Source organism: Georgenia sp. EYE_87, from assembly GCF_023148685.1.
GTDB lineage: Bacteria > Actinomycetota > Actinomycetes > Actinomycetales > Actinomycetaceae > Georgenia.
Genome location: NZ_JAHXNL010000003.1, coordinates 132,508 through 145,471, shown reverse-complemented (window position 1 = coordinate 145,471; position 12,964 = coordinate 132,508). Strand labels below are relative to the sequence as shown.

The 12,964-nt window shown below is 73.5% G+C and carries 6 protein-coding genes; 2 read left to right on the top strand and 4 right to left on the bottom strand.

Annotation, left to right across the window (positions count from 1 at the left end):
- Nucleotides 1-40: 40 nt before the first annotated feature.
- On the bottom strand, nucleotides 41-982 hold the full coding sequence (locus tag KZX45_RS06375; protein WP_248256885.1) for a DUF4870 domain-containing protein: 942 nt from the start codon (nucleotides 980-982) through the stop codon (nucleotides 41-43).
- 176 nt (nucleotides 983-1,158) lie between these two features.
- Between KZX45_RS06375 and KZX45_RS06370 the strand changes: the two genes are divergently transcribed.
- On the top strand, nucleotides 1,159-2,064 hold the full coding sequence (locus KZX45_RS06370) for a universal stress protein (RefSeq protein WP_248256884.1): 906 nt from the start codon (nucleotides 1,159-1,161) through the stop codon (nucleotides 2,062-2,064).
- Between the two features lie 548 nt (nucleotides 2,065-2,612).
- Here the strand turns inward: KZX45_RS06370 and KZX45_RS06365 are convergent.
- On the bottom strand, nucleotides 2,613-3,209 hold the full coding sequence (locus tag KZX45_RS06365) for a dihydrofolate reductase family protein (RefSeq protein ID WP_248256883.1): 597 nt from the start codon (nucleotides 3,207-3,209) through the stop codon (nucleotides 2,613-2,615).
- 153 nt (nucleotides 3,210-3,362) lie between these two features.
- Entirely contained in the window at nucleotides 3,363-7,019 is a 3,657-nt protein-coding gene (gene metH / locus KZX45_RS06360; protein WP_248256882.1) for a methionine synthase, read from the bottom strand.
- 376 nt (nucleotides 7,020-7,395) lie between these two features.
- On the opposite strand from metH, the gene KZX45_RS06355 reads away from it, so the two are divergent.
- Complete coding sequence (locus tag KZX45_RS06355; protein WP_248256881.1) at nucleotides 7,396-8,295, top strand: universal stress protein; 900 nt, start codon at nucleotides 7,396-7,398, stop codon at nucleotides 8,293-8,295.
- Nucleotides 8,296-8,415: 120 nt separating this feature from the next.
- On the opposite strand, the gene KZX45_RS06350 is transcribed toward KZX45_RS06355, so the two are convergent.
- A complete protein-coding gene (locus KZX45_RS06350; RefSeq protein WP_248256880.1) occupies nucleotides 8,416-12,780 on the bottom strand; it encodes a beta-galactosidase in 4,365 nt (1,454 codons plus the stop codon).
- Nucleotides 12,781-12,964 lie beyond the last annotated feature (184 nt).

The following is a 12,964-nucleotide window of genomic DNA, read 5'->3' as shown; positions in this document are numbered from 1 at the left end:
TCCCGTCCACGGAGAGGGCCCCGGGGCATGAGACGGGCCCTCAGTTCACGAGTCGGATGGTGAGCGGGTAGCGGTAGCGCTCGCCGCGGTTGGCCGCGACGGCGGCCAGGATCATGAAGACCACCGCGGCGATGTAGTAGAGGTACAGGATCGCCCCGATGCCCAGCGTGATCACGGAGATGATCGTGATGACGACGCCGAGGATCACCAGGGTGATGTTGAAGTTGAGCGCCTCCTTGGTCTGGTCCTCCACGAACGCCCCGCGCTCGCGGAGCACGAGCCAGATCACCAGCGGTCCGATCAGCAGGAAGACGAGCCCGCTGAGGTGGGTGAGGGTGGACCACAGCCGCTGGTCGGCGTCACTCATGATGTTCGGGCCCCCGTACTGGGGGCCGCCCTGCCCGTAGCCCTGGTGGCCGTAACCGGGCTGGCCGTACTGGTCCTGCTGCCCGTGCTGGAAGCTGCCGTACTGCGGGGGTGCCGCTCCGGGCTGACCCTGGCCGTATGCGCCGGCCTGTCCGTACTGGTCCTGCTGTCCGTGCTGGCCCTGCTGGAAGCTGCCGTACTGCGGGGGTGCGGCCCCGGGCTGCCCCTGGCCGTATGCGCCGCCCTGCCCGTACGCGCCGCCGTACCCGCCCTGGCCGGCGTCACCCGGCGCGCCGTACCCAGGGTGCGCGCCCTGGCCCGCCTGCGGCTGCCCGTAGCCGGCCCCGTACCCGCCGTGCCCGTGCCCGGCGGAGCTTGCGTCCTGCTGCCAGTCCTGTCCGGCCGACGCGGGCGGCGGGGGAACCGTGCCCTGGCCGTACGGCGCCGCGCCCGTGGCGCTGGCGTCCGCGGGACCCGGCTCGCCGACCGCCGGCTCGCCCGGCTGGTGGTAGCCAGGGCTCTCCGGGTCGCGCGGCGCCGGGGCGGACTGCCCGCCGTCCTCGCCGGAGCGGTCCGGCGTGCGGGCGCTCGATCCTTCGGGGTAGTTGCTGGACATGTCGGCTCACCACTTCTGCGGTCGTGACCGGCGAGCTCGCCGGCGCTCTCAAGGATTCCAGTCCTGGTGGGCAACGTACAGGGACCCCGCCGCAGATCAGTGGCGGCCGCCTCCCAACTCCTTCCGTGCGCCGTCGTTCGCTGCCACGATGGTGGGACGAGCCAGGGAGGTCGGCCATGAGCGTGGAGCTGGAGGTCCCGGCCGGTGCCGTCGTCGTCGGCGTCGACGGTTCCGAGCGGTCGCAGCGCGCGGCGGACTGGGCCGCCGAGGAGGCGAGGCTGTGGGGTGCGCCGCTTCACCTTCTCTACGTCTTCGAGTGGCCGGCGGTGACCGAGGGGTACGACCCCGCCACCGTCACGTCCGGGCTCACCGACGCGGCCGAACGGCTGGTGAACGAGCAGGTCACGAGGATGCGCGAGGCGTACCCCGGCCTCGCCGTCACGGGCGAGGTGATCGTCTCCCAGCCCGCGGTCGCCCTGGTGGGGGCGTCCCGGACGGCGGCGGCGGTCGTCGTCGGGGCGCGTGGGCTCGGCCGGTTCACCGGCCCGCTGCTGGGCTCGGTCTCGCAGAAGGTGGCCGCCCACGCGCACGGCCCCGTGATCGTCGTGCGTGAGCAGGTCGGCGCCCTGCCGGGGCCCGTCGTCGTCGGTGCCGACCCGCTCGACCCTCCGACCGAGGCCCTGCGCTTCGCCTTCGAGGAGGCCCGGCGCCGAGAGGTGGGCGTCACGGTCGTCAAGGGGGCGGGGCGCCGGTTCGCCGGTGGCGCCCAGGCGCCCGACTCGGCTCGCATGAAGGTCGCGCGCCAGCTGGAGGAGGCGCACCAGCGCCTGCGGCAGATCGTCGACGAGACCGCTGCCGAGTTCCCCGGCGTGGACGTCGAGATCTCCGAGAGCACCCTTCACCCCGCCGACGCCATCGTGGAGGAGGCCGGGACGGACAGTCTCGTCGTCGTCGGCAGCCGCGGGCACGGAGGCCTGGCCAGCGTGCTCCTCGGGTCGGTCAGCCGCGGGGTGCTGCACCGGGCGCCGGCCGTGGCGGTCGTGCGGGTGCGGCACCGGGACGCCGAAGCGCCCCAGGGTTAGCCGAGGCGCCACACCGCTGGCCGAGGTGCCCCGTCGCCGGGCCGTGGTGCCCCGCCGCTGGCCGAGGCGCCCCGTCGCCGGGCCGTTGCGGCCCGCCGCTGGCCGAGGCGGTCACCGTTAAGTGCTGCTGGGCAGATCCAGTCGGTCTGAGACGACTTCATCTGCGGAACAGCACTTACTGCTCACGCGGCCCGGGCGGGAGTGCGGGACCAGGGATGGCAAAACGGGGCCAGGGGCGGTGGGGGCCCCCGGGTTGGGCTGCCGGCTCCGAGCCCGGGGCGCTGGGCCTGGGTGGAGGAGTGCGCGGCCCGAGGTGACGCGTGCACGGCCCGAGGTGAGGAGTGGCGAACCCCGAGGTGACGCGTGCACGGCCCGAGGTGAGCAGTGGCGAAGCCCGAGGTAACGCGTGCACGGCCCGAGGTGAGCAGTGCCGACCCCGAGGTGACGCGTGCAGGGCCCGAGGTGAGCAGTGCGGACCCTGAGGTGCGGCGTGCGGGCATGCGTGTTCGCCGGGTCAGTCCGGGCTGCCGGGGGACCCGTTCGCTGGGTCAGTCCGGGCTGCCGGGGGACGACCCGTCCGCCGTCGCCCGCCCGTAGTGCAGCAGCACCACCCCGTTGCCGAAGGTGTGGGTCCCGGCGAGCCGGAGCCGCGTGCGCGCGTCCGTCGTCGGGAAGAAAGGTCGGCCGCGTCCGATCAGGACCGGGTGGACGTAGATGCGGTACTCGTCGATGAGGTCCAGCGCCGCGAACGACGCGGCAAGGTCCGGCCCCCCGACCACGAGGTCGCCCTCGGTGCGCTCCTTGAGCTTCGCGATCTCCTTGGCGTCGACGTCGCGCCACACCACCGTGTTCCAGTCCGCGTCCTCGTCCAGGGTGCGGGAGAAGGCGATCTTCGGCATGTCCACCCAGATCCGCGCGAAGTCCTTCTCGACAGGCGTGGCGGCCGGGTCCTCACCGGCGTGGGGCCAGTAGCCGGCCATGAGCTCGTAGGTGACCCGGCCCTCGAGGAAGGCGCCGGCCTCGCGCAGCCAGTCGTTGAAGTGCTGGTGAACCTCGTCGTCGACGAGGTGCCAGTCGATCTCGCGGTCAGGACCCTCGAAGAAGCCGTCCAGCGAGACGGAGATGGAGAAGACGATCCGGCCCATCGCTGTCCTTCCGTCGGGTCGGGCGGCGGTGCCCCGTGCGCACGACCGTACCGGTGCCGCGGCGCGCCGCCCAGGGGACGTGTCTCGGCGCGCCGCCCGGTGGAGCCGTGGTTCAGGGCGCGTCGGTCCGACGCCAGGCGGAGGCTGTGCCGGCTACGGCGTGTACCCCAGGTTCGGCGCCAGCCACGTCTCGGCCTCCGCCAGCGTCCACCCCTTCCGGGCCGCGTAGTCGGCCACCTGGTCGCGCCCGAGCTTCCCGACGGCGAAGTAGGTCGCCTCGGGGTGGCCCAGGATCAGCCCGGACACCGCCGACGTCGGCGTCATGGCGCACGACTCCGTCAGCTCCAGCCCCGCCTCCTCCGCGCCGAGCAGCGCGAAGAGCGTGCGCTTCTCCGTGTGGTCCGGCTGCGCGGGGTAGCCGGGCGCGGGCCGGATGCCGGCGTAGCGCTCGCGGATGAGCTCGGGCACGGGCAACGCCTCGTCCGGGGCGTAGCCCCAGAGCTCGGTGCGCACGTACCGGTGCGCCCACTCGGCGAACGCCTCGGCCAGCCGGTCCGCGAGGGACTGGGCGAGGATCGCGTTGTAGTCGTCGTGGTCGGCCTTGAACTTCTGCGCCAGCTCGTCGGCGCCGTGGACGGCGACGGCGAAACCGCCCAGGTGGTCGCCCTCCGGCGCCACGAAGTCGGCGAGCGCGGCGTAGCGGTTCGCGCGCTGCTTCTGCTGGCGCAGCGTGTGGAAGGTGGTGGAACCGCCCGAGGTGGCGCCGTCCGGTCCGGCGTCGACCGAGGTCGCCGCGACCACGATGTCGTCCCCCTCGCGGCGGGCCGGCCAGAGGGCGACGACGCCGCGCGCGGCGTATAGCCGCTCGCCGACGATCCGGTCCAGCAGGGCCCGCCCGTCGGCGAGGAGCTGGCGGGCCTGCTCGCCCTGGCGCGGGTCGTCGAGGATGCCGGGGAAGGTTCCGCGCAGCTCCCACGCGGAGAAGAACGGCGTCCAGTCGATGATCTCGACCAGCTCGTCGAGGTCCGGCTCGAGCACCCGGCGGCCCAGCGTGCGCGGGGCGGGCTGGCCCGGGGCGTCGACGGCGCGCGAGTCGGCGCGGGCGGTCTCCAGGTCCACCAGGGTGACCTTCTTGGCGCCGTGCCGCTCGCGCAGTTCGGCGTACTCCCCGCGCACCCGCTCGGCGATCTCGGCCTCGCGCCCGATGACGTCGGCCGCGACGCCGACCGCCCGGCTCGCGTCGACCACGTGCACCACGGTGCCGCGGTAGGCGGGGTCGATCTTCACCGCGGTGTGCGCGGCGGAGGTGGTGGCCCCGCCGATCAGCAGCGGGGTGCTCAGCCCGCGACGGGTCATCTCGCCGGCCACGTTGACCATCTCGTCCAGGCTCGGTGTGATGAGTCCGGAGAGACCGACGATGTCGGCGTCGATCTCCGCGGCGGTGTCGAGGATCTTCTCCGCGGGCACCATCACGCCGAGGTCGGTGATCTCGAAGCCGTTGCAGGCCAGGACCACGCCGACGATGTTCTTGCCGATGTCGTGCACGTCGCCCTTGACGGTCGCGAGCACCACCCGGCCCTTGGAGCGCCCGCCGGTGTCGACTGCCGCGGCCTCGAGGTAGGGGGTCAGGTGCGCGACCGCGCGCTTCATCACGCGGGCGGACTTCACCACCTGGGGCAGGAACATCTTGCCCGCGCCGAAGAGGTCGCCGACCACGTCCATGCCCTCCATGAGCGGGCCCTCGATGACCTCCAGGGCCGAGCCGAGCTCCTGGTAGGCCTCCTCGGCGTCGTCGACCACGTGGTCGGAGATGCCGTGGACCATGGCGTGCCGGATCCGGTCCTGGACGGGGGCCTCGCGCCAGGCGTTCCGGGCGGCCGCGCCGTCGCCGCCCTCGCGCTGCTGGTCCCGGTAGCTCTCGGCCAGGGTGATGAGCCGGTCGGTGGCGTCCTCGCGGCGGGCGAGGATGACGTCCTCGACGGCCTCGCGCAGCACGGGGTCGAGGTCCTCGTAGACCCCGAGCATGCCGGCGTTGACGATGCCCATGTCCAGGCCCGCGCGGATGGCGTGGAGGAGGAAGACGGCGTGCATCGCCTCGCGCACCGGGTTGTTGCCCCGGAAGCTGAAGGAGACGTTGGAGATGCCGCCGCTGACCAGCGCGCCGAGCAGGTTGGCCTTGATCCAGCGGGTGGCCTCGATGAAGTCGAGGGCGTAGCGGTCGTGCTCGCTCATGCCGGTGGCGACGGTGAGCACGTTGGGGTCGAAGATGATGTCCTGCGGGGCCACGCCCGCCTTCTCCGTGAGCAGGCGGTACGCGCGCTCGCACACCTCGATCCGGCGCTGGTAGCTGTCCGCCTGGCCCTGCTCGTCGAAGGCCATGACCACCATGGCGGCGCCGTGGCGGCGGACGACGGCGGCGCGGCGCAGGAACTCCTCCTCGCCGTCCTTGAGCGAGATCGAGTTGACGACGCCGCGGCCCTGCAGGCAACGCAGCCCGGCCTCGATGACCTCCCACCGGGAGGAGTCGACCATCACGGGCACCCGGGAGATGTCCGGCTCCGCGGCGAGCAGGTTGAGGAAGTGGGTCATCGCCTCGACGCCGTCGAGCATGCCCTCGTCGAGGTTGACGTCGATGAGCTGGGCCCCCGCCTCGACCTGCTGGCGGGCGATCTGCACCGCCGCGTTCCAGTCCCCGGCCAGGACGGCCTTGCTGAACCGCGGCGACCCGGTGACGTTGGTGCGCTCGCCGACGTTGACGAAGTTGAGCTCCGGCGTGAGCGTGAACGGCTCGAGGCCGGCGAGGCGCAGCTGGTGCGGCCGCTCGCCGGGGGTGCGCGGGCGGTGGCGCGCGACGGCGTCGGCGATCGCCCGGATGTGCTCGGGGGTGGTGCCGCAGCAGCCGCCGACGATGTTGACCAGGCCCTGCCGGGCGAAGTCGCCGAGGACCTCGGCCATGTCCTCCGGGGTCTCGTCGTAGCCGCCGAAGGCGTTGGGCAGCCCGGCGTTGGGGTGGACGGAGACCAGCCGGTCGGAGGCCCCCGCGATCTCGCGCAGGTGCGGGCGCATCGCCTCGGGACCGAGAGCGCAGTTCAGGCCGACGGAGAGCAGGTCGGCGTGCTCGGTGGAGATGACGAACGCCTCCGGCGTCTGGCCGGAGAGCGTGCGGCCGGAGGCGTCGGTGATCGTGCCCGACAGCATCACCGGGACGGCGCGGCCCAGCTCGGCGCCGACGTCGTCGACCGCGTGCAGCGCCGCCTTGGCGTTGAGGGTGTCGAAGACCGTCTCGACGAGGATCAGGTCCGCCCCGCCGTCGAGCAGGGCGCGGGCCTGCTCGGCGTACGCGGCGCGCAGGTCCTCGTAGGTGACGGCGCGGTACTCGGGGCGGTCGACGTCGGGGGAGAGGGACGCCGTGCGGTTGGTCGGGCCCATCGCGCCGGCCACCCAGCGGGGGCGACCGTCGGCCGCGGTGAGCTCGTCCGCGACCTCGCGGGCCAGGGCGGCGGCCCGGCGGTTGATCTCGCCGACGAGGTGCTCGGTGCCGTAGTCGGCCTGCGCGATGGTCGTGGCGGTGAAGGTGTTCGTGGTGGCGATGTCCGCGCCCGCGGCGAAGTAGGAGCGGTGCACCTCGCGCAGCACGTCGGGGCGGGTCAGCGCCAGGAGGTCGAAGTCGCCCGTGTAGGCGCGGCCGGGGTCGGCGCCCTCGAACCGGAAGTCCGCATCCTCCAGGCCCGCCTGCTGCAGCAACGACCCCCACGCCCCGTCGAGGACGAGGATGCGCTCGCGGGCGATGGTGCGAAGGTCGGGGGTCACGGGACTCGTCTCGGTCGGGGAAGCTGCCGTGCCGAGGGTAGGTCGAACCGGGCCCGACGGCGGAGTCGGGTCCCGCCGTCGTCTCACTTGCTGGCCATCCCGCTTTGGATCGTGAGACGTCGCCTGCTCCTGCGCTGGCCCCGCTGACGCCCGATGTCGTGAGTCGTCACTTCCTCGCCGGGACGACACGGACGGCACGGCGGGTTCTGGGGACGACGCTGGCACGGCGCCGGGGCGACGCCGGGACGACGCCGGGACGAAGGTCGCCCCCACCGCGGCGCCGACCCTGGGACGATGGAGCAGCACCGGTGGGCCGTGACCATGGCCGCGCCTTCCGGCCGGCGGGGGGCGCCTTCGGCCGGTGCGGAGGTGCGAGATGGCTGCAGAGCTGCAGGTGCCGTCGGGAGCCGTGGTCGTCGGCGTGGACGGGTCGGACCGGTCCGTGCGGGCCGTGAGCTGGGCCGCGAAGGAGGCGGCGCGGCGTGGAGCGCCGCTCCACCTGGTCTACGCGTTCGAGTGGCCGGCCCTGGCCGAGGGCTACGATCCGGTCCCCCCGGACGAGCTGCTCCAGCCGGGCGACCGGATGGTCGAGAAGCACGTCTCCCGCGTGCGTGAGGCCCACCCCGACCTGGCGGTGTCCGGGCAGGCGGTGCTGGGCCGCCCCTCGGTCGTGCTCGTCGACGCCTCCCGGCGGGCCTCCGTGGTGGTGGTCGGCGCGCGCGGGCTCGGCCGGTTCACCGGGCCGCTGCTCGGCTCGGTCTCCCAGAAGGTCGCCGCCCACGCCCAGGGCCCGGTGGTCGTCGTGCGCCAGCAGGTCGACGACCTGCCCGGGCCCGTGGTGGTCGGCGCGGATCCGGAGGACCCGCCCCGCGAGGCCCTCACGTACGCCTTCGAGGAGGCACGTCGCCGCGGCTCCGGCGTCACGGTCGTGGCGGTGAGCCGTCAGGTGCCGTTCCGGGTCGAGTACCCGGAGCCGGCGCTGGTGACGATGGCGCGCCAGGTCGAGCGGGCCGAGCAGCACCTCCGGGCGGTCGTCGACGAGATCGCCGCCGAGCACGACGGCGTTCCCGTCGAGGTGCGCCTCTCGGGCGCGCACCCCGTCGACGCGATCGTGGAGGCGGCAGGCACCGAGAGCCTCGTGGTGGTGGGCAGTCGCGGGCACGGCGGGCTCGCCAGCGTCATGCTCGGCTCCGTCAGCCGCGGGGTGATCCACCGCGCGCCGGTGGTCGCCGTCGTGCGGGTCCACCACCAGCCGGTTCTCGAGGAGAGCGCCTGACCTCCCGGCGCGCTGCGTCGGCTCGGGTCAAGCCTTGCCCTCCTGAACCGGCGCCGGGGCTGCCGAGGTGGTCGCCCGTGACGACCCCTCGACAACCCCGGCGCGCGAGGTCAGCTCGGGTCAGGCCCTGCCCTCCTGACCCGGCGCCGTGCCGCCCCTGCCCGGCGGCAGCACCGCGTGGGAGACCTCGACGCTGACCTCGGTCCGCGCCAGCTCGGCCCCGCCGACGACGTCCCGCACCACGACGGTCACCGCGTACGTCCCGGCGGCGGTCCAGCGGTGGGCCGCGGTGAGCGCGGTGCCGGGAAGCGTCGCCGGCTCGGTGCCGTCGCCCCAGTCGACCGTGGTCTTGACGAGCGTGCCGCCCGCCAGAGCCGGCAGCTCGACGGCGCCGTCGAGGGTGACGGTCTCCCCGCGCCGGGCCTGGGTCAGGTCGGTCGACGCCGTGACGCCGACCTCGCCGAACGCCGGGGCCTCGTTCTGTTCGGCCGGGACGCTGCCCGTCATGCTGCCGACCTGGACGAGGGAGACGGCGTCGGGGCCGTGATCGGCCTCCTCCGCCGTCACCGCGATGGCGATCTCGTTGGTCCCGTCCATGTCGAGGAACCCGGACGGGATGGTGAACCGCGTCTGCGGCCCGACGTTGCCGACCCAGGTGCCCACGTTCCAGCCGTTGACGAACATGACGGTCCGCGCGCGGTCGCTCCGTCCGGCGTCGAACCGCTCGGAGGCGACGTCGAGCGCGAACGCGGTGTCCTGCCCGGCGGGCACGTCCAGGTCGAACGACGTGCGGTACCAGTGCACGCCCGGCCCGGGCGCGTGCAGGTCGGCCGCGTCGGCCCAGCCCTCCGACGGGTAGCCGGGCAGGTACCAGCCGGCCCGCTCCCCGTACAGGCCCCCGTTGTTGTACAGGGTGCGGGCGGTGTCGAGCGGGGTGTCGACGTCGCGGGCGCCCTGGATCCTCCAGGTCACCTCCCCGGTGGCGCCGAGATCGGCGTCGTGGAGCCCGCGGTTCTGCTTCGACAGGCCGTCGTCGGACCAGTCGAGGTTCTGGCCCTGGTTGCGCACCAGCACGGAGACGACGACGTCCTCGCCCGGGGCGGTGGCCCCGGCCGGGATCTCGAACGTCTTCGCCCGCCCCTCCGCGGGCGCCGCGCCCGCGTAGTGGCCGTTCACCCAGACGAGCATGTTCGCCGAGTTGCGCCCGTGCCCGGGCCCGCCGGTGCCGCCGTTGCCGGTCAGCGAGATCGTCGCGGCATCGGTGGCGGTGTAGTGCGCGCGGTACCAGACGTCGCCCTCGTAGAAGCGGTAGTGGTTGGAGTCCAGCACCACGCCCTGCACCGGGCCGGGACCCTGCCGCGGGTTCGCCGCGGACGTCGAGCCCGCCACGGTCCACGCGGAGTCGTCGAAGGCCGGGTCGGCCTCCGGGCTCTCCGCCGCCGTGCGCCACGTGAGCTCCGGCGTCGCCACCTCGGCCGGACCGGGAACGGTGCCGGTCACCTCGCCGGCGGGACCGGCGGCGACGTCGGCGAGCGGCTCGCCGTTCCACGTCACCGCGGTGACCCCGGGCGGCAGGTGGACGGCGATCTCGCCGGCCTGCGTCATGGAGCCGGTCAGGTGCGCGGTGGCGCCGTCGAGGGCCACGGTGCGCAGCAGGTGCGCGCCGGTGACCAGCACCTCCGCGTTCGGGCCCTCGGGGGCGCCGTCGGTGGCGCCGCCGTGCGCGCCGGCCACGGACCACAGGCCGGCCATGTCCTCGCGGGTGGTGAGCTTCAGCAGCAGGGGCTCCTCGGTGCCGCCGCCGGAGACCCGGAAGGTCGCCGCGCCGTGCGTGTAGTTCAGGCGCAGCGTCCCGGTCCCGCCGTCCCACACGGTGGCGGGCGCCTCGCCGTCGAGCGTCTCGACCCGCGGCTCGCTGGCGTAGTGCAGCACGGTCTCCCCGGCGTCGCCGGCCGCGCCGGTGACGGTCAGCAGCCGCGCCCCCTCGACCGGCATGTCCTTCACCGGCTGGGAGGTGGAGTAGTACAGCTCGTGCTCGCCCACCCTCAGGTCCGCGGCCAGCATGAGGGCGTCGCGCCCGTGCAGGGTCAGGTAGGTGCCCTCCTGCTGGGGGACGCGGTCGAAGGTCGGGCCGGTCGGTTCCGCCTCGGCCGCGTCGTCGGCCGCGGTGAGCACGTTGAAGGCGTCGATCGAGACGAACGCGCCCGGGTCGGGGCTCGTCTCCGAGCCAACCTCGCCGGTGACCTCGACGCGGATGGTGTGCTCGCCGTCGGGCAGGCCGCGGGTCTCGAAGGCCACGTGCTGCTTGGCCGCGTTCTGCGGCGGGCTGTACGTGGTGAAGGTGCCGGCCTCCTCGCCGTCGATCAGCACCCGCGCGACCCCGTGGTTGGCGGACTGCGGCGCGATCACCTGGATGCCGGTGCCGGTGAAGGTGTACTCGACGGAGTCGCCGGGGTTGTCGGAGAACGTCTCGGTGCCGAGGTAGTTGCCCTGCGTCCAGGCCTGGCCGGACGCGGTCTCCCACGGGTCGGCCGGGTCGGTGGAGTGGTAGGTGACCAGGCCGTCGCCGGCCTCGGCCGAGCGCTGGGAGTCGTCCACCGTGTACAGCGGCGGGGTGGTCTCGAAGGCGTCGACGGCGACGAACGCGCCGGGCTCGACGTTGCCGTCCGGGCAGCCGACCTCGCCGGTGACCTCGATGCGGATGGTGTGCTCGGTGCGAGGGTCCAGGCCGTCGGTCTCGAACGCCACGGCCTGGTGCTCGTTGACGTAGCCGCCCGCGGCCAGGCACGTGCTCGTCCGTCCGACCTCCTCGCCGTCGATCAGCACCCGTCCGATGCCGTGGTTGTTCGCCCTCGGAGCGATCACCTTGACGCCGGTGCCGGTGAACGTCAGCTCGACGGCGTCGCCGGCGACGTCGGAGAAGGACTCGTCGCCGCCGTGGTCGCCGGCCGTCCAGCCCTGCCCGGAGGCGTGCTCCCAGCCGGTGCCGGTGTAGGTCACGGCGGGGTCGGCGTCGTTCACGCGCTCCGCCGTCTGCGGCTCGGCCTCCTCACCCAGGGTGAGGGACGTGGTGAACCGGGTCTCGGTCGTGCTGTTGGAGTCGTTGAGGCGGAAGCCCAGGTAGCGGGTGCCGTTGCCGGTGGCCGAGGTCTCCAGGTCCTCGGTGGCCACGCGCTCGTAGCCGTTGACCGGGGCGCCCTCGAGCTCGGTGACCTCCGGCGACGGCAGCGGCCGCATCGAGGCCAGCTGCGGGACGGTGGCCTGGAAGTAGCCGATCTCCTTCTGGACGGCAAGCTTGGGGGTGAGCTGGCGGTTCTCGTCGATCGCCGCGCCGTAGTCGTAGGAGGTGTAGCCGGACGACGGCGAGCCGGTCCAGCCCCAGTTCGTCCCGCCGAACGCCATGTAGTAGTTGAACGCCGTCACGCCGTTGCCGATGTTGTTCGCGCCCCACTGCCGGGTGAAGTCGGGGTCGACGTACTCGGCGCACCGGTCGAACCCGAAGGACGCGCCCCACGGGCTGAACGCGCCGCCCTGGGCCTCGGAGATGAACTGCGGGAAGTCGGGGGAGAGGGTGCGGTAGGTGGCCTCGGTGTCGGCGATGCGGTTGCGGCCGGCCGAGCAGTTGAAGCCGAGCGGGTAGGAGTCGTACGCGTAGAAGTCCAGGCCGACGTCGCCCGCCGGGCCGTCCTCGCCCGGCACGAAGCGCCCGCCGAGGTTGTAGTCGTTGTGGAACAGGGGCACGGAGATGCCGTCGCCGCGGACCTTCTCGGTCAGCGCCCGCATGAACCGCACGCGCTCTTCGCTCTCGGAGAGCATCTCGTTCTCGATCTGGTACATGATCACCGACCCCTTGCCGGTGGTGACCTCGTGCTCGAGGACGATCCGGTCGAACGCGTCGAGCCAGGCCAGGGAGTCGGCGAGGTTCTCCGGGTCGGCGGTGCGCAGGCCGGGCCCGCGGTTCGCCAGGTACGCCGGCAGGCCGCCCATGGAGATCTCGGCGTTGACGTACGGGCCCGGGCGGGCGATGACGTACAGGCCCTCCTCGGCGGCCATCTCCAGCAGCCGGTCGATGTCCTTGACGCCCGAGAAGTCGAACTCCCCGCCCGAGGTGCTCTGGTGCAGGCCCCAGAAGAAGTACAGCGAGACGGCGTTGAACCCGTTCGCCCGGATCTTCTGCAGCAGGTCGCGCCAGTGGTCCGGGCTCGGCAGGCGCCAGTAGTGGAACTCGCCCGACCAGACGTTGAGGCGCTCGCCGTCGACCAGGAACGACTTCTCGTCGAACGTGACCTCGTGGGGGCGGCCGTCGTTGCCGGGGAAGACCTCGGTGCTTCGCGCGGCCGCCGGCTCGGCGGGTTCCGCGGCCGCCGGCGGCGGGCCGGGGGTGGCGACGACGCCGGTGAACGCCAGCGCCAGGCCGGCCGCGCCGGCGAGGAACCGCCATCGGGGACGACGGCGCACGGGAGCCGTCGGATCGGGATGCGGCATGTGGTCGGACTCCTTCGTCGGGCCGGCCGGGGCTGCCCGGTCGGCGTGCGGCGTCGTCGCCGCGGGGTGTGCGGTGAGGCGGCGCCCAAGGGGGCGTCCAGCCCGGACCCTAGCGACGATCGTGAGTGTTTGGAACGGTTTATGTTCGGAAATGTCCGGCCATGGCACGAAGTTGCCGCTCGTC